The 17,621-nt window shown below is 53.1% G+C and carries 12 protein-coding genes, 1 tRNA gene and 2 pseudogenes; 7 read left to right on the forward strand and 8 right to left on the reverse strand.

Annotation, left to right across the window (positions count from 1 at the left end):
* Positions 1–3 precede the first annotated feature (3 nt).
* From ACH0WD_RS11355 to ACH0WD_RS11365, 3 genes and pseudogenes are all read left to right on the forward strand, one after another.
* A complete protein-coding gene (locus ACH0WD_RS11355; RefSeq protein WP_000957977.1) occupies positions 4–597 on the forward strand; it encodes a fimbrial-like protein in 594 nt (197 codons plus the stop codon).
* A gap of 23 nt (positions 598–620) precedes the next feature.
* The gene (locus tag ACH0WD_RS11360; RefSeq protein ID WP_000152783.1) at positions 621–1,850 is read left to right on the forward strand and encodes a fimbrial-like adhesin; all 1,230 of its coding nucleotides are present in this window, start codon (positions 621–623) and stop codon (positions 1,848–1,850) included.
* Between the two features lie 342 nt (positions 1,851–2,192).
* Positions 2,193–2,327: pseudogene (locus ACH0WD_RS11365) on the forward strand (hypothetical protein); the annotation flags it as partial.
* Positions 2,328–2,431: 104 nt separating this feature from the next.
* Here the strand turns inward: ACH0WD_RS11365 and ACH0WD_RS11370 are convergent.
* The 3 genes and pseudogenes from ACH0WD_RS11370 to ACH0WD_RS11380 all read right to left on the reverse strand — a co-directional run.
* Positions 2,432–2,602 (reverse strand): annotated as a pseudogene (locus tag ACH0WD_RS11370) (transposase); the annotation flags it as partial.
* Positions 2,603–2,652: 50 nt separating this feature from the next.
* A complete protein-coding gene (locus ACH0WD_RS11375) occupies positions 2,653–2,811 on the reverse strand; it encodes an Arm DNA-binding domain-containing protein (RefSeq protein WP_342365454.1) in 159 nt (52 codons plus the stop codon).
* Positions 2,812–3,038: 227 nt separating this feature from the next.
* A tRNA-Sec gene (locus ACH0WD_RS11380) sits at positions 3,039–3,133 on the reverse strand.
* 287 nt (positions 3,134–3,420) lie between these two features.
* Here ACH0WD_RS11380 and ACH0WD_RS11385 point away from each other — a divergent pair.
* Both ACH0WD_RS11385 and yicI read left to right on the forward strand, forming a co-directional pair.
* Positions 3,421–4,803, forward strand: coding sequence for a glycoside-pentoside-hexuronide family transporter (locus ACH0WD_RS11385; RefSeq protein ID WP_000834259.1), 1,383 nt, complete (start codon positions 3,421–3,423; stop codon positions 4,801–4,803).
* Between the two features lie 11 nt (positions 4,804–4,814).
* Positions 4,815–7,133 carry an alpha-xylosidase gene (yicI, locus tag ACH0WD_RS11390; RefSeq protein ID WP_000702996.1) on the forward strand — a complete coding sequence of 773 codons (2,319 nt, stop codon included), beginning with the start codon at positions 4,815–4,817 and terminating at the stop codon, positions 7,131–7,133.
* 102 nt (positions 7,134–7,235) lie between these two features.
* Here the strand turns inward: yicI and ACH0WD_RS11395 are convergent, their stop codons facing one another.
* Positions 7,236–8,945 (reverse strand): AsmA family protein, encoded by a 1,710-nt coding sequence (locus tag ACH0WD_RS11395; protein WP_000766673.1) that lies wholly within the window; start codon positions 8,943–8,945, stop codon positions 7,236–7,238.
* Between the two features lie 120 nt (positions 8,946–9,065).
* A complete protein-coding gene (gene xanP / locus ACH0WD_RS11400) occupies positions 9,066–10,457 on the reverse strand; it encodes a xanthine/proton symporter XanP (RefSeq protein WP_000115428.1) in 1,392 nt (463 codons plus the stop codon).
* A 227-nt stretch (positions 10,458–10,684) separates the two neighbouring features.
* On the opposite strand from xanP, the gene gltS reads away from it, so the two are divergent.
* Together gltS and ACH0WD_RS11410 are read left to right on the forward strand one after the other, a co-directional pair.
* Positions 10,685–11,890, forward strand: coding sequence for a sodium/glutamate symporter (gene gltS / locus ACH0WD_RS11405; RefSeq protein ID WP_000462256.1), 1,206 nt, complete (start codon positions 10,685–10,687; stop codon positions 11,888–11,890).
* 2 nt (positions 11,891–11,892) lie between these two features.
* Positions 11,893–12,714 (forward strand): hypothetical protein, encoded by an 822-nt coding sequence (locus tag ACH0WD_RS11410; protein WP_000745461.1) that lies wholly within the window; start codon positions 11,893–11,895, stop codon positions 12,712–12,714.
* Positions 12,715–12,716: 2 nt separating this feature from the next.
* Here the strand turns inward: ACH0WD_RS11410 and recG are convergent, their stop codons facing one another.
* Genes recG through spoT form a run of 3 tightly spaced genes read right to left on the reverse strand, consistent with a single transcriptional unit; the run spans position 12,717 to position 17,609 of the window.
* On the reverse strand, positions 12,717–14,798 hold the full coding sequence (recG, locus tag ACH0WD_RS11415) for an ATP-dependent DNA helicase RecG (protein WP_001747763.1): 2,082 nt from the start codon (positions 14,796–14,798) through the stop codon (positions 12,717–12,719).
* Between the two features lie 5 nt (positions 14,799–14,803).
* The gene (gene trmH / locus ACH0WD_RS11420; RefSeq protein WP_001068433.1) at positions 14,804–15,493 is read right to left on the reverse strand and encodes a tRNA (guanosine(18)-2'-O)-methyltransferase TrmH; all 690 of its coding nucleotides are present in this window, start codon (positions 15,491–15,493) and stop codon (positions 14,804–14,806) included.
* Between the two features lie 4 nt (positions 15,494–15,497).
* A complete protein-coding gene (gene spoT / locus ACH0WD_RS11425; RefSeq protein WP_000280481.1) occupies positions 15,498–17,609 on the reverse strand; it encodes a bifunctional GTP diphosphokinase/guanosine-3',5'-bis pyrophosphate 3'-pyrophosphohydrolase in 2,112 nt (703 codons plus the stop codon).
* Between the last annotated feature and the right edge of the window lie 12 nt (positions 17,610–17,621).

The raw sequence follows: 17,621 nt of genomic DNA on the forward strand, positions 1-17,621 counted from the left end.
GCCATGCTGACGCGCAGACAGTGTTATTTTCTATTTTGTTCAGGGCTGGCAACGGCCTTTTTATCGCGACCGGGATACGCCGACCATAACGTCGATGTGACTGCAACGGTGATTAATAATACCTGTCGGTTGGAAGTCAATGATAACGGTGTGGTGCGACTGCCCACCGTTAAGCTGGACTATTTCTCGAATGAGATTACAGCTGAAACTGATTATGCCGGGGGGCAAAACTTTACTCTGCGTCTGGTTGATTGTCCGGTCAGCGATGATAAGATTTCTCAGGTGTTATTTACCTTTTCCCCGCAACAGGGGGCCTTGCCTGCGGATAACTTACAGGTATTTGCTAATGAGTTGGCGCAAAATAACGATGGTGCGAAAAATGTTGGCGTGGTAATTTTTTCCGCTCAGAGCAACGCTACACGTTTTAATGTGCTGGATGTCAATGGGATGTCAAAAGCTATCTATAGCTTGCCGGATAGCAATTACAGTAATTCACAGTGGACATTCTACGCCCGGATGCAAAAAATTGTCAGCATGGAAGATGTGTCATCAGGGCTGGTAACTGCCAGAGTGCTGGTGAATATATCTTACCAGTAAATAAAAACAAGGATGATAAAATAATGACGATTAAATTTCGCATGTTATGTCTGTTGTTGTCGACTCTTTCTTTATTTTCACAAGCCTCCTATGGATGGTCTGTTTTTGTTGGAGATTATGGCAACGTAAATAGTAGTAATATTTCAAGCAGCATCAGTGATATCACTGTAGATTTCAACCCGACAACTTTTGTAAAACCTCTGGCAATGCATGAAGGAAACGGTTTACGGGAAATTGCTGTGACGGATGCTGCAAGAGATCTTGATCCTCATACCGGCCTGAGTTGTAATAAGGATGGTAACGAAGGTCAGGCTGATTTGCATCATGGGTATATCGATTCTGGATTAACTTATAATGGCAATAAGCTCTGGAAGACAAATATTACCGGGCTCTATTTTGCTCTTGAATTTACTAGTATTAACTTTGGTGGTCAATATTACAGTGAGCAATTTTGGGTCAACTGGGCCAGCGGTGATAGTGCAGCTAAATCCTTTAATATGCATACTATAATGGGGGCCGATCAGCGTACAAAAAATGGAATGTGCGATAGGGCTACCAACTGGAAGTATTATGCCTATGGTGGCATTGTTTTATGGATTAAATATCATATTTATATTGATGATAAATTTAATCCTAATGGCGCAACATCCCTCCCCATCACTTTTCTGAAAAGTAGTATATATGATCTTAAATTTAATACACCGTACACCTCAGATGCTGCGCAGCATTCTGTGAGCTACGTGTTCAATAGTGGTACACTGAATATCAATTATCCAACCTGCACAGCCAGTGCCGTTACCGGTGAGGGCGTTAGTAATGCTACCGTGCCGTTTGGACGTGTTTCTGCTGAAGATATTGTTAATGGAAGCACGACGATGCAGAAAACATTTTCTATTGAACTCAGTAACTGTAAGTATGTTAAAAACCTGAATGTGACGCTGGATTCTACCAATATTGGTACAACAGATAAAACTTTACTAAGTAATACATTGACGAGTAGTGCTGCCAGTGGGATTGGTGTAATGATTGAGGGGGAGAAGAACCCACTCAGCACCAGCGACTGGACATTGCTCAAGCCCAGAGACAGTACTTCAGTTTATAAATTTACCAATACACCTGATTATACCAACAGCGATATTGGAAATAGTACCCAAACAATGAATTTTCGGGCTACCTTAAAACAGGATGGCAGTAATGTTATCAATGCAGGTGAATTTAAAGCTACGGGTAGATTTACCATCAACTATCCATAATATCTTTACCTGTAGATCTACTACTGGGGCAGGAAACATATTCGATAGAGCCCGGTGTTAGATCTTTTTCATAAAGATGGTCGTTCGGTATGAATGACCTCTTTATTGTATATAAATTCCATGTCGCTATGGGGAAAATTCTTTGTCACGATTGACATGTATATGCATGTAGGCACCACAATAGGTTGGCTTATAACAAATAATGGCTATGTCAATAACCGGATTGCTACAAACCAAAAATAATATCATATGGTTATTGACGTCAATGGTTCAATCAGCCTGATAAGCGTGCGTTGGAATATCATGAGTAAAATAGAAAGAAGTATATAGAAGTTAAATAATATACCGCCTTTAGAGTATATTTCAATTTATCGTGCTCAGAGGTTATTGAATTGTGAGCCAGCAGATTGACTTCATTGGCATGATATTGGTGCAATAAATCGTTGTTTGAGGATAGCAGAAACAAATGGAGCATTAGGGTGTGTCCTTAACCTAACAATCGCCTCAAAAACAATCTGATGGCTCCCGGCTTTAACATGCACTAGTAGTTTCTTGCCGTTTTCTCTGAACGTGTCGCTGAGGCGCGCAGGTAAATCCCGCCATGGAGCGCCTGAACAAAGCACCCAAAATATGCCATTCATAACATGTCGATGAGTAAAGTAAGGACGTCCACCTCTGGAAGAGCCCCTTTCAGGTGGCAACATAAGGGAAATGAGCGCCCACGCTTCTTCAGGGAAATCGTAACGAGCCAAATTCAGTGACGCTTTGTAATCAAATCATGCGTCAGATTGTATAAAAATAGTTACGGGACACACCCTGGCTTGATGGCTTCGTTAATAGCCACATCCGGCCATGTTCCAGATGTGGGGCTTTTCTCCTTCCCCTCTATTCGGTACTTCCTCCGCCAGCACGTTGACCCCGTTGGATTCACCAGCAAAAAGAGCCCCTGCCGATAGAAAATTTGTAAGGTTTACTACGGTTTCAAAGTGATATTATTATTTGATTATTAATGATTTTTTCTTTTGGTGGCATGTCATTTTACCTCCAATAGTTGGTATGCCCAATTGTGCCCCCAAAGGCATATTGATACCAATAGACTCCGGTTGACCTCAGAATACATGTAAGGCTTGATATATAAGGGATTAGAAGGAGTTTTATTGACTTCAGGAGCGTTCAGTAGAGGTTAATTGGCGGAAGATCACAGGAGTCGAACCTGCCCGGGACCGCTGGCGGCCCCAACTGGATTTGAAGTCCAGCCGCCTCACCGGAGACGACGATCTTCCGCGCCTCGATTGCTACATGGAGGCGCGCGCATTATAGCTACTTCCTGACGTTTCCACATCCCCTCCCGTGCTTTTTTAACTTCCCTTTCCTTCTGCCATGATCGGTTTCATATAAACCCCCATAAAATCCATTAGTTACATTTCATCACACTTTTTGGCGCTACCCTGATCACAGAAAACAAGAATCGTAATTTGATAACCAAATAACGGAATATTCACGCTCGCAGGGAAGGTTTACAAAAACTGTAACCGGTATCAGTGAGCGTTGTAAGCGTTAAGGATGCGTAATGAAAAGTGAGATTCTCTCCGTTAAGGAGAAGATTGGCTATGGTATGGGCGATGCCGCGAGCCACATCATCTTTGATAACGTCATGTTATATATGATGTTCTTCTATACCGATATTTTCGGCATTCCCGCTGGTTTTGTTGGCACCATGTTTTTACTGGCGCGTGCGCTTGATGCCATCTCCGACCCTTGCATGGGCCTGCTGGCCGACCGTACCCGCTCTCGCTGGGGCAAATTCCGACCCTGGGTGCTGTTTGGCGCGTTGCCGTTTGGTATCGTTTGTGTGCTGGCTTATAGCACGCCGGATCTCAGTCTGAACGGCAAAATGATTTATGCCGCCATCACCTACACGTTGCTCACCCTTCTGTACACTGTGGTCAACATCCCTTACTGCGCGTTGGGGGGTGTAATAACCAATGACCCAACGCAGCGTATCTCCCTGCAATCCTGGCGCTTTGTGCTGGCAACGGCGGGCGGAATGCTTTCTACCGTACTGATGATGCCTCTGGTGAAACTGATTGGCGGCGAGAATAAGGCGCTGGGCTTCCAGGGGGGTATCGCGGCGCTCTCGGTGGTGGCGTTCCTGATGCTGGCGTTCTGCTTCTTTACCACCAAAGAGCGCGTTGAAGCGCCTGCCACCCATACCTCCATGCGTGAAGACCTGCGTGATATCTGGCACAACGACCAGTGGCGCATAGTCGGCCTGCTCACCATCCTGAATATTCTGGCGGTATGCGTGCGCGGCGGGGCGATGATGTATTACGTCACCTGGATATTGGGCAAACCAGGCGTGTTTGTCGCCTTCCTCACCACCTATTGCGTCGGCAACCTGATTGGCTCGGCGCTGGCAAAACCGTTGACCGACTGGAAATGCAAAGTGAGCGTTTTCTGGTGGACCAATGCTTTACTCGCAGTAATCAGCGTGGCGATGTTCTTCGTACCGATGCACGCCACGATCGCTATGTTCGTCTTTATCTTTGTGATTGGCGTATTGCACCAGTTAGTCACGCCTATCCAGTGGGTGATGATGTCTGACACCGTCGACTACGGCGAATGGTGTAACGGCAAACGCCTGACGGGGATCAGTTTTGCCGGCACGTTGTTCGTGCTGAAACTGGGTCTTGCCCTCGGCGGGGCGCTGATTGGCTGGATGCTGGCAGGCGGCGGTTACGACGCGGCGGCGAAAACGCAAAACAGCGCCACGATCAGCATCATCATCGCTCTGTTCACTATCGTTCCGGCCATCTGTTATCTGCTGAGCGCCGCGATCGCTAAACGCTACTACACCCTGAAAAGCCCGTTCCTGAAAACCATTCTGGAACAACTGGCGCAGGGCGCACACCGCAACGAACAAGAATTTACCCATAAAGAATTGCAAAACTAAAGGAACAGACTATGAAAATTAGCGACGGAAACTGGCTGATCCAGCCTGGCCTTAATTTGATTCACCCGGTTCAGGTGTTCGACGTTGAACAGCACGGGAATGAGATGGTGATCTATGCCGCGCCGCGTGATGTCCGCGAACGAACCTGGCAACTGGATACCCCGTTGTTTACCCTGCGCTTTTTCTCGCCGCAGGAAGGAGTGATAGGTGTACGGATGGAACACTTCCAGGGCGCTTTGGATAACGGCCCACATTATCCGCTCAATGTCTTGCAAGATATCAACGTAGAGATGCAGAACAACGCTGAATTTGCCGAACTCAAGAGCGGCAGCCTGAGCGTGCGCGTCACCAAAGGCGAGCTCTGGTCACTGGATTTTCTGCGTAACGGTGTACGTATCACCGGTAGCCAGTTGAAAAATAACGGCTATGTGCAGGACACCAACAGCGGGCGCAACTACATGTTCGAGCGTCTGGATCTCGGCGTGGGCGAAACCGTCTACGGGCTTGGCGAGCGTTTTACCGCACTGGTGCGCAACGGTCAGACGGTGGAGACCTGGAACCGCGACGGCGGCACCAGCACCGAGCAATCGTACAAGAATATCCCGTTCTATATCACCAACCGTGGCTACGGTGTACTGGTGAATCATCCGCAGTGCGTGTCGTTTGAAATTGGCTCCGAGAAAGTCTCCAAAGTTCAGTTCAGTGTTGAGAGCGAGTATCTGGAATACTTCGTCATCGACGGCCCGACCCCGAAAGACGTGCTGAACCGCTATACCCAATTTACGGGTCGTCCGGCGCTGCCGCCCGCCTGGTCGTTTGGCCTGTGGCTGACCACCTCATTCACCACCAACTACGACGAAGCGACCGTTAACAGTTTTATCGACGGTATGGCCGAGCGCAATCTGCCGCTGCACGTCTTCCACTTCGACTGTTTCTGGATGAAAGCTTTTCAGTGGTGCGATTTTGAATGGGACCCGGTGACTTTCCCCGATCCGAAAGGGATGATTCGCCGCCTGAAAGCGAAAGGGCTGAAAGTCTGCGTGTGGATTAACCCCTACATCGGCCAGAAATCCCCGGTCTTCCAGGGGCTGAAAGAGAAAGGATATTTGCTTAAACGCCCGGACGGCTCCTTGTGGCAGTGGGATAAATGGCAGCCGGGACTGGCGATTTACGACTTCACCAACCCGCAAGCCTGCGAATGGTATGCCGACAAGCTGAAGGGCCTGGTGGAGATGGGAGTGGACTGCTTCAAAACTGACTTCGGCGAACGCATTCCAACGGATGTGCAGTGGTTTGATGGTTCAGATCCACAGAAAATGCACAACCATTATGCCTACATCTACAACGAACTGGTGTGGAACGTGCTGAAAGAGAGCGTCGGCGTTGAAGAGGCGGTGCTGTTCGCCCGTTCCGCCTCGGTGGGCGCGCAACAGTTCCCGGTGCACTGGGGCGGCGACTGCTACGCCAACTACGAATCGATGGCGGAAAGCCTGCGCGGCGGGCTGTCCATCGGCCTGTCAGGGTTTGGTTTCTGGAGCCATGATATTGGCGGATTCGAGAATACCGCGCCGGCGCATGTCTACAAGCGTTGGTGCGCATTCGGCTTGCTCTCCAGCCACAGCCGCCTGCACGGTAGCAAATCCTACCGGGTTCCGTGGGCCTATGACGACGAGTCCTGTGACGTGGTGCGCTTCTTCACCGAACAGAAGTGCCGGATGATGCCATATCTGTATCGGGAAGCGGCGCGCGCCAACGAAGCCGGTACGCCAATGATGCGGGCGATGATGCTGGAGTTCCCGGACGATCCGGCGTGTGATTATCTTGATCGCCAGTACATGCTGGGAGATGCGGTCATGGTAGCGCCGGTATTTAGTGAAGCGGGCGACGTTGAGTTCTACCTGCCAGAAGGCCGCTGGACGCACCTGTGGCGCAACGATGAAGTGCAGGGCAGCCGCTGGCATAAACAGCAGCATGACTTCCTGAGCCTGCCAGTGTACGTGCGTGACAATACACTACTGGCGCTGGGCAACAATAGCCAGAAGCCCGATTACGCCTGGCATGAGGGTACGGCCTTCCAGTTATTCCATCTGGATGACGGCTGCGAAGCGGTCTGCGAAGTCCCTGCTACGGATGGTTCGACAATCTTTACGCTGCAGGCGAAACGCACAGGCAATACCATTACGGTGAGCGGCGAAGGCGAGGCGCGCAACTGGACGCTGTGTCTGCGTAATATTACGCAGATTAGCGGTACCAAATGCGGTTCATATGCGGGAAGTGAACTGGGCGTAGTGGTCACCCCGCAGGGAAATGAAGTGGTAATTACGCTTTAAATCTGAATCGCCGGATGGCGCCGTGAGCTGCGCTTATCCGGCCTACAAATGAGCAAGAACCGTAAGCCCGGTAAGCGCCATCGCCACCGGGCAAGCCCTCAATTACAGCGCTGGCTCCGTTGACGTAACTTCCCCGCCGGACACCACGCCCGCTTGCATCGTCTGTGTTATCTGCTGCTTTTGTGCGTTGACCGCGTGTAATTGCCCGTTTACCGTCGGTTTCAACGGCGCATCGGCCTGAATATTGCCGCTGGCCGTGAGCTGAATATTGCCATCGCCAGCAATCGGTAATGCCGGCCAGCCCCACTGCTGTAGCACATCCATTGGTACGCCGCGTCCGTTCAGGCTGATTTGCGTCTGACGCTGCGGCAGTTGCGATACGCTGGCAGTGGCTTCCAGTATCCCTTTTCCAGTAAACGCGCTCAGATCGCTGATGTTGACCGTGCTGGCATTAGCCGTCAACGACAGCGACGGGCGGCGCACGTCCACACGGTTAAAGGTTGCCGCTGCGGCGTTGAGGGTCGCATTGCCGCTCCAGACGCCCCATTGATGATGTTGTACCAGCTCCAGGTTTGCGCCGTAGCCGTCCAGGGCGGTGATTTGCCACGGGAAGGCCGGGTCGATATCGATCACCAGATTGCGGCTGGCGCTGAATTTTTTCAGCGTCAGGCTGTTCAACCAGTCGGGCAGCGGCTTCATCCATAACTGCTTCCAGTTTTCCGGCAGCGTATACTCCAGCCCGGCGATAGCGGTATCGTCCAGAATAAGCGCTTTGCCTTCGCGTAACCAGGCGCCGGAGGTTCTGACCATACCGCCTTCCCAGCGGGTGGTGAACTGGCGTAGCGCAACGCCCTGTGGTGAAAATTCGGCGTTCAGGATTGGATCGAGCAAGTGCAGCGAGCCGTAAATAAACTCGCTGGCGTTCATCGATAATTTACCTTCCTGACTTTGCCAGTCTTCTTTGCGCAGAGTCAGATTGCGCAAACTCAGGTCAAGATCGGTGACTGCCCAGTCTGGTCCTTGCAGGCTGGAGTCCGTCACTTCAAGACGACCAATCTGCAAAGATGGAACCGTAGTCAGCGGCGCGAAAAACTCGCTCAGGGATTTATCGCTTTGTAACCGAATATCATTCAGCCGCAGATTTTCAACGACCCAACTACCATCAGCGTTACGTCGGGCGACGCCGGTTAACGCTCCGCGCGCCATATCGGCGCCGACGGTGTTTAACATCACCTGATTATGGTCGATACTGCCTTCAATAAGCACATTAGTGGCGGGAACGTCGTTTAACGTCAGCGAACCGGCGCTCAGTTGGATCTGGGCTTTATTGCCTAATACCCGACCGGCTTCGGGGCGCCAGGGCATAACGCCGCCGTTAACGCGCTGGGCGCTCAACCGCCATTCGCTGCCGGGACTATTGAGCGCCATATTGCGAAGTTGCAGGCGGTCGGCCTCAAACGGGAAAGGGGCGGTTTGCACTGAAATATTCAGCGTGCCGTCCTGTAACAGGATCGTGTCGACATGCAGCGGCGCGGTTAACTGGCGAATGCTCAGACCGATATCTACGGTTTTCGCGACCAGGGTAGCAGGCTGACCATCACGACCAAAGGTCACATTCTCCAGTAAAAGATGGGATGGGGCGGAAAAACGATGATCCATCACGTCGAATGTGAGGTGATAACCGCTGTTCTCTGATACCCAGTTGCTGACATGATCTGCGCCCCAGCGCGTTTGCAGCAGAAAATAAAAGCCGAAAATCACCACTACACAGGCGATCAGCACGTAGAGAAGCAACCTCCCAATCAATTTCATGGTCTTCCATCCCGTGAAATGCACATAGGGGATTTATGCACGATTTGCGTGCAATCCTCAAGACAGGAATGGTGAAAGAGCGTTACAGCAGCGGCGAATCGTGTCGCCGCCGCAGGGTTTTTACGGTTTTTCCGGCGGGAGAATCAGGTTCAGCACGATAGCCGTGATGCCGCCAGCGGCAATTCCGGATGAGAGCAGATTTTTCACCCATTCCGGCGCGAACTGCAGGATCTGCGGCTGTTGCGAGACGCCAAGACCCACGGCCAGCGACAGGGCGATAATCAGAATCGCGCGGCGGTTCAGCGGCTCACGCGAGACAATACGCACCCCGGAGGCGGCAATGGTGCCGAACATCACCAACGTGGCGCCGCCGAGCACCGGTTCCGGGATATGCTGCACAAAACCGCTTACCGCCGGGAACAGGCCGAGCACAATCAGCATCAGCGCGACGACAAATCCCACATAGCGACTGGCGACGCCAGTCAACTGAATTACGCCGTTGTTCTGACCGAAACAGGAATTCGGGAACGTATTAAATACCGCTGAAACAAATGAGTTCAGGCCGTTAGCCAGTACGCCGCCCTTTAGCCGTTTCATGTACAAGGGGCCGGATACCGGCTGCTCGGAGACATCAGAGGTGGCGGTGATGTCTCCGATGGTCTCCAGCGACGTAATCATAAAGACCAGCATCAACGGCAGTAACAGGTTCCAGTCAATGCCCAGACCATAATACAGCGGGGTCGGCACCATCAGGATGTCCTGCGAGACCGGCGCGTTATTCTCAGGCAACATGCCCATAAACCAGGCCAAAAGATAGCCTGCCGCCATGGCAATAACCAAAGAAGCCACGCGCAGGTAGGGATTACGTTGCCGATTCAGCAGGATGATAATGGCCAGGACGACGCCGGCCAGTAACAGGTTTTTCGGTGCGCCAAAGGTGTTGTCGCTCATGGCGGCATAGCCGCCGCCGATGGAAGTTAGCCCCACCTGAATCAGCGACAGGCCAATAATCATCACCACGACGCCGGAGACTAACGGCGTGATAATCCGGCGCGCCAGATGTAGAATGCGAGAAAGCACCATCTCGGTGCAGCTTGCCAGCATCAGCGTGCCGAACAGCGCCGCCATCATCGTCGGGACGTCCGCGCCGCCGGTTTTCAGCGCGGTACCGCCCATAATCAGCGGGGCGACAAAGTTAAAACTGGTTCCCTGGATGGATAACAGCCCCGATCCTACCGGCCCCCACGCTTTGATTTGAATAATAGAGGCTACGCCGGAGGCGAACAGCGACATGCTGATAATGTGCTGCGTATCCTGCGCCGGTAAACCCAACGCCTGGCAGATTAACAGCGCTGGCGTGATTACCGCGACAAACATGGCCAGCAGATGCTGACAAGCGGCAAAAAGGGTTTGAGGGAGCGGCGGGCGATCTTCAAGACGGTAAATTAATTCGCTGTTTTGCGTCTGCGCAACCGGTTGCGCATCTGCCGGCTCGATGGCGTTAACGGACATCAGGGACATTCTCGTGGTGGAAAAGCGGTGATTTTATCTGACCAGATGGTAAAAGCAAACGATTGCGAGCGAATATTCTTAATATTTAAAAAAGATAAATGCACCTTTTTATATAACTTTTTGCCTTTTTCTGCTTAAAATCCATGCCGAAGACTCGCAAAGAGCTAAAAAACTGACTCAGGAAATGATTTGTGCGCACGTGTCACAGCGCACTACAGGAGCTTTAAATGTTTGAACTCGATACCTTATCGACCCTTGTCGCCGCCACGCTGGTGCTGCTACTGGGTCGCAAGCTGGTCCAGTCTGTCTCCTTACTGAAGAAATATACGATTCCGGAGCCGGTGGCGGGGGGGTTACTGGTCGCGGTTGCTCTGCTGGTACTGAAAAAAAGCGTCGGTTGGGAGGTCAACTTTGATATGACCCTGCGCGATCCGTTGATGCTGGCGTTTTTCGCGACGATCGGCCTTAACGCTAACCTTGCCAGCCTGCGCAAGGGGGGACGCGTTGTTGGCGTCTTCCTGGTCGTCGTGGTCGGATTACTGCTGATGCAGAATGCCATCGGTATCGGCATGGCGAGTCTGTTGGGGCTGGACCCGTTAATGGGGCTGATTGCCGGGTCAATTACGCTGTCCGGTGGACACGGTACCGGCGCGGCGTGGAGTAAACTGTTTGTCGAACGTTATGGTTTTGCCAGTGCCACCGAAGTTGCGATGGCATGTGCAACCTTTGGCCTGGTGCTGGGCGGGTTGATTGGCGGCCCGGTAGCGCGTTATCTGGTGAAACACTCCACCACGCCGGATGGAATGCCTGACGATCAGGCCGTGCCGACAGCCTTTGAAAAGCCGGATGTGGGTCGTATGATCACCTCTCTGGTGCTAATCGAAACTATCGCCCTGATTGCTATCTGTCTGACCGTGGGCAAAATCGTAGCGCAGCTACTGGCGGGAACGGTGCTTGAACTGCCGGTCTTCGTTTGTGTGCTATTTGTTGGGGTGATCCTCAGCAATGGCCTGGCGCTGGTGGGTTTTTATCGCGTATTTGAGCGTGCTGTTTCGGTGCTGGGGAACGTGAGTTTGTCACTGTTCCTGGCAATGGCGCTGATGAGCCTGAAGCTGTGGGAACTGGCGTCGCTGGCGCTGCCGATGCTGGCGATTCTGGTGGTACAGACCATCTTCATGGCGCTGTACGCGATCTTCGTCACCTGGCGCATGATGGGGAAAAACTATGATGCGGCGGTGCTGGCGGCGGGTCACTGCGGTTTTGGCCTTGGCGCAACGCCGACCGCCATTGCTAATATGCAGGCGATTACCGACCGTTTTGGCCCCTCGCATATGGCGTTCCTGGTGGTGCCGATGGTCGGCGCGTTCTTTATCGATATCGTCAATGCGTTAGTGATCAAGCTGTACCTGATGCTGCCAATGTTTGCCGGATAAAGATGAAAAAACGCTGCCGTCATATTTTTGGCGATGAGCCGCCGGTTCTTAACGTGTGGGAAGCGGAGTTTGACTATGCCGATGCTGAGTTGCAGGCGCTGGCGGCGACGGACTGGCGGCAGATTACCGATTGGCATCTGAGCGTTTATTATGTGCTGAATCTGGTTTATCACGAGCCGATGCAGCCGGAATTGTTTCGTTATCTGTTTCCGCTGTGCCTTGCCTGTTGGCGCGAAACGCTGTTAACCCATGGCTATGGCGATCACTTCGAGGAGTCTTTCCTGCGCGCGTTACGGCGGCCTTATCTCTGGCGGGAAATGATGGATGCCGTTCAGCGTCAGCAGGTACGGCATTTTTTGCTGGAGACCATGCTGGTGCGAATCAATCACGAGCGCGGTTTCAACTCTCCGCTGACCTGGCTGGATACCTTCAATGCTCTCGGCGGCATTGCGCCGTTTATCCGTTCGCTCTGGAATCAGTGGTGGTTACTGGATACGCCGGGTAAAGCGGTATGCGCGTTGCAGTACGCCGCACATTTAATTTATCCGGTAGAGGTTAACCCGCTTTGGCCAGAGGGCTCGTGGCAGTGGCAACCGCCATTAGGTGCGACGAAAGAACCGTGGTTGGAAAATAATCTGGCGTTTTTAACCCGGCAGTTAACGTCGGAGATGATCCTCGACGGGGTGCAGAAGGCGGCGGCAATGCTGCGGGACGAGCCGGAGAGTGCGATGGCAACGCGTATCTCGCGCGATGCCCTGGCAGCCCAGGACGTTATCGCTATCCAGATTGAGGATCTTCTGTCGGCTCTGTCGCGCGGCGAATAGGATTAGGCGTTGGAATAACGTTCGGTTTCCGGCATCCAGCGCTCAATCAGCGCTTGTGCCTGCTGTGGATAACGTTCGTGAATATGACGGGCAATACGCTGAACTTCGGGGATCATGGCTTGATCGCGCAGCAAATCAGCTACTTTAAATTCGGCGTTACCCGTCTGGCGCGTGCCCAGTAATTCCCCCGGGCCGCGAATCTCTAAATCTTTTTGTGCAATCACAAAGCCGTCGTTGCTGTCGCGCAATACCTGTAAACGCTTCTGCGCCGTTTTCGACAACGGCGATTTATAGAGCAGCACGCAGTGCGACGCGACCGCGCCACGGCCAACGCGTCCTCTGAGCTGGTGTAATTGCGCCAGGCCCAGTCGCTCCGGGTTTTCAATAATCATCAGGCTGGAGTTAGGAACATCGACCCCCACCTCAATCACCGTAGTGGCGACCAGCAGATGCAGTTCACCCTGCTTAAAGGCCTGCATCACCGCCTGTTTTTCGGCGGGCTTCATGCGGCCGTGTACCAGGCCGATATTCAACTCCGGTAACGCCAGCTTGAGCTCCTCCCAGGTGGCTTCCGCCGCCTGCGCTTCCAGCAGGTCGGACTCTTCAATCAGCGTACAGACCCAGTAGGCCTGACGGCCTTCGGTTGTGCAGGCGTTGCGCACACGATCAATGATTTCATGGCGACGGGTATCCGGAATCGCAACGGTAGTGACAGGGGTACGGCCCGGTGGTAGCTCGTCAATCACCGAGGTATCGAGATCGGCGTAGGCAGTCATCGCCAGGGTGCGCGGAATGGGCGTTGCGGTCATAATCAACTGATGCGGATGAAAGCCCTGCTGCTGGCCTTTTTCCCACAATGCCAGCCGCTGGTGGACGCCAAAGCGGTGCTGCTCATCGATAATGACCAGCGCCAGCCCGTTAAACTGCACCTGTTCCTGAAAGATAGCGTGGGTGCCGACAATCATCTGCACCTGACCGCTGGCAATAGCCTCTTGCTGCGCCTGACGCGCTTTACCTTTTTGCTTACCTGCCAGCCAACCCACTTCAACGCCCAACGGTTCGAACCAGTTGCGGAAATTATTTGCGTGCTGTTCAGCCAGCAATTCGGTCGGCGCCATCAGCGCCACCTGCTTACCATGAGCGATGGCGCGTAGCGCCGCCAGGGCGGCAACCAGCGTTTTCCCTGAACCGACGTCGCCCTGAACCAGACGCATCATCGGCACATCCAGCGCCATATCACGTTCGATCTCTGCCACCACCCGCGCCTGCGCGCTGGTGGGTGTAAACGGCAACGACGCCAGCAGCTTGTCTTTCAATATGTTGTTGGTACTTAGCGGCTGAGCGTGATAGCGCTGCGCGCCTGCGCGAAGCGCCAGCATACTGAGATTATGCGCCAGTAGCTCTTCAAGAATAAGCCGCCGCTGTGCCGGGTGTTTGCCGGTTTCTAAATCGGCGAGCTGGAGCGTCGGCGGCGGGCGATGCAAGGTACGTAGCGCCTCCGGCAGGCTCATCATACCCTGCGCCAGTTCCGGCGGCAGTAGTTCGGCAATGGCGCAGGTGTCGAGCAACTCCAGTGCCTGATCGGTAAGCTTGCGCAGTGTCGCTTGCTTCACGCCCTCGGTGGTCGGATAGACGGGGGTGAGCGTTTCCTGAAGTTCCGGCGTGCTGAGATCGCCCTGCAGGCGATATTCCGGATGGATCATCTCTGCGCCATACTTGCCGCGCTTCGCTTCCCCGTAGGCCAGCACACGTCGTCCCGTCGCCAGGCTGTTTTTCATCGCCGCGTTAAAATTGAAAAAGCGCATGGTAAGAATGCCGGAACCGTCGCTAATCTGGCAGGTCATCATCCGACGACCGCCGAAAGTGATATTGCAGTTCAGCACTTCACCTTCAACGGTGGCGTAGATGCCAGGCAGCAGTTCGCCAATGGGGTAGAGATGGGTACGGTCTTCGTAACGCAGAGGGAGGTGGAGCAGGAGGTCCTGCACGGTATGCAGGCCAATTTTCGCCAGTTTACTGCTTTGCGCTGCGCCGACGCCTGTCAGGGAATTGAGCGGAACAGTGTCTAACAAGCGGCCTGACATGGTGATTACCCTGCCGCCTGCATCGTCGCCCACCAGTCAGCATCGGCGTCTATTTCGCCCTGCTGATTGACGCGAGGATAAGGCAGACCTTTACGTTTAGCGACTTTCGCCAGCACCGGATAACCACCCTCAAACAGCAGGCGCTGCTGTTCATCTTCCGGCAACATGCTATTTTCACGCAGATACATGCCCGCGTTCTGACGCTGGCGCTGGGCTTCATAAAGAATGAGCGCGGAGGCGACGGAAACGTTCAGCGACTGTACCATGCCGATCATCGGAATGATGATGTCCCGATCCGCCAGGGCTAATGCTTCCTGAGTAATACCGGTTTTCTCCTGACCCATCAGAATACAGGTCGGGCGCGTGTAATCAATCTCGCGAAAGTCTACGGCTTTATCAGAAAGATGGGTTGCCAGAATCTGCATTCCCCGTCCTTTCAAATGGGCTACCGCATCGCCAATGGTACGGTGAGTTTTCACCTGTACCCAACTGTTGCTGCCCGCCGCCGCGGAAGCCATGGTGCGCATCCGGCTACCAGGCCAGATGGCATGGACTTCATGGACGCCAACGGCATCTGCGGTACGAATGATTGCAGAAACGTTATGAGGTTTGTGGACTTGCTCCATGCAGACCGTGAGATCAGGCTGACGCCTGGCGAGCATTTCGCATATACGCGCATAACGTTTTGGATTCATAGCGCTAGTTTCGGTTACGGGTGACTTTAATAACGTCTGGCATCACGCGGATTTTGCGCATGATATTCGCCAGATGTACGCGATCGCGTGCGGTAAGGCGAATAAAGGTACTATAGACGCGACCATCTTTCTCTTCAGTATTCAGGCTTTGAATATTGGAGGTGGTGGTATTAATCGCCGCCGTCAGGTTAGCCAGCGCGCCCTGATGGTTAAACATTTCCACCTTGATTTCGGTAATGAATTCCTGCTCCGTCTCTTTGTCCCATTCGACCGCCATAAATTTCTCTGGCTCTTTCTGGTATCCACGGATATTACGGCAGGATTCATGGTGGATCACCAGTCCTTTACCTGGGCTTACGTGAGCGATGATCGGGTCGCCTGGGATCGGACGACAACACTTCGCAAAGGTGATAAGCACGCCATCCGCGCCTTTAATCGGCAGGTGGCCGTGATTCGATTGCGCAACGGTCGGCACCACGGCTTCGCCTTGCTGCAGATTTTTCGCGACCACTACGCTCATCGCGTTGCCGAGACCGATTTCCGCCAGCAGATCGTCAAGCGTTGCCAGCTTCATACGATCCAATTCGCGCTGAATATTTTCCTGCGGAATTTCCGCCAGCTTACGACTGCCGCCTAAAGCATGGTTAAGCAGACGACGGCCCAGGCTTACGGAGTCATCACGTTTGAGGTTTTTCAGCAACTGACGAATTTTAGCGCGCGCTTTAGAGCTGACGACAAAGTTCAGCCAGGCGGCGTTGGGACGCGCGCCCGGCGCGGTAATAATTTCGACGGTCTGACCGCTACTAAGCGGCTGCGACAGCGGATAAGGCTGCCGGTCAACACGCGCGCCGACGCAGGCGTGGCCGATGTCGGTATGCACTGCATAGGCAAAATCCACCGGCGTAGCGCCAGCGGGCAGTTCGACAATGCGCCCTTCCGGGGTGAAAACGTAAATCTCATCCGGGAAGAGATCGGATTTTACGCTTTCGATAAATTCAAACGAACTACCGGCGCTCTGTTGTAGCTCCAGCAGGCTCTGCATCCAGCGCTGGGCGCGGATCTGCGCCGTGGTGCTGGTCTCACCGTGTTCTTTATACGCCCAGTGCGCCGCGACCCCCATTTCCGCCATCTGATCCATATCTTCGGTACGGATCTGGACTTCAACAGGAACGCCGTGCGGGCCGATCATTGAGGTGTGCAAAGACTGATAGCCGTTCGCTTTGGGAATGGCAATATAGTCTTTCACCCGTCCCGGACGCGGCTTATAGAGACTGTGCATCTGGCCGAGTACGCGATAGCAGGTATCGGAGTCATGAACGATGACGCGGAAAGCGTAAATGTCCATGATCGAGTGAAAACGCTGCTCTTTGAGCACCATTTTGCAGTAGATCGAGTAAAGATGTTTTTCGCGACCGCTAACGCGACACGGAATTCCCGCCTCTTGCAAACGTCCTTCGATTTCAGAGAGGATTTTTTGGATCATCTCTTTACGGTTGCCGCGCGCCGCTTTTACCACTTCTTTGATGACGCGGTAACGATTGGGATACAGCGCTTCAAAGCCCAGCTCTTCCAGCTCGGTTTTGATGTGATGAATACCTAAACGGTGCGCCAGAGGACTGTAGATTTCCAGCGTTTCACGGGCAATACGACGACGTTTATCCGGGCGTAACGAGCCCAGCGTGCGCATGTTATGGGTACGGTCAGCAAGCTTAATGAGAATGACGCGGATATCCTGCACCATCGCCATAATCATTTTGCGAAAGTTTTCGGCCTGCGCCTCTTTCTTATCGCGGAACTTGAGCTTATCAAGTTTCGACACCCCCTCTACCAGCTCGGCAACGCTTTTACCGAAAAGCTGTTCCATGTCCTGATAGGTGGCGGGGGTATCTTCAATCACGTCATGCAGCAGAGCGGCCATCAGCGTTTCGTAGTCGAGTTTCATCTCGGCCAGAATACAGGCCACCGCTACCGGGTGCGTGATATAGGGTTCACCGCTTGAACGTGTCTGGCCCTCGTGAGCGTCACGTGCAACGAGATACGCCTGCCGAAGACGCTTAATCTGGTCTTCCGGCAGGTAGGTTTGAATCAGTTGATTCAGGCTTTCAAACAGATACAAGGGCGACCCGCT

The organism is Salmonella sp. 2020_1395, from assembly GCF_043848115.1.
Lineage (GTDB): Bacteria > Pseudomonadota > Gammaproteobacteria > Enterobacterales > Enterobacteriaceae > Salmonella > Salmonella enterica.

Coding starts and splice junctions, on each gene's coding strand:
- ACH0WD_RS11355 (WP_000957977.1), top strand. CDS start 4: ATGCTGACGCGCAGACAGTGTTATTTTCTATTTTGTTCAGGGCTGGCA.
- ACH0WD_RS11360 (WP_000152783.1), top strand. CDS start 621: ATGACGATTAAATTTCGCATGTTATGTCTGTTGTTGTCGACTCTTTCT.
- ACH0WD_RS11385 (WP_000834259.1), top strand. CDS start 3,421: ATGAAAAGTGAGATTCTCTCCGTTAAGGAGAAGATTGGCTATGGTATG.
- yicI (WP_000702996.1), top strand. CDS start 4,815: ATGAAAATTAGCGACGGAAACTGGCTGATCCAGCCTGGCCTTAATTTG.
- ACH0WD_RS11395 (WP_000766673.1), bottom strand. CDS start 8,945: ATGAAATTGATTGGGAGGTTGCTTCTCTACGTGCTGATCGCCTGTGTA.
- xanP (WP_000115428.1), bottom strand. CDS start 10,457: ATGTCCGTTAACGCCATCGAGCCGGCAGATGCGCAACCGGTTGCGCAG.
- gltS (WP_000462256.1), top strand. CDS start 10,685: ATGTTTGAACTCGATACCTTATCGACCCTTGTCGCCGCCACGCTGGTG.
- ACH0WD_RS11410 (WP_000745461.1), top strand. CDS start 11,893: ATGAAAAAACGCTGCCGTCATATTTTTGGCGATGAGCCGCCGGTTCTT.
- recG (WP_001747763.1), bottom strand. CDS start 14,798: ATGTCAGGCCGCTTGTTAGACACTGTTCCGCTCAATTCCCTGACAGGC.
- trmH (WP_001068433.1), bottom strand. CDS start 15,493: ATGAATCCAAAACGTTATGCGCGTATATGCGAAATGCTCGCCAGGCGT.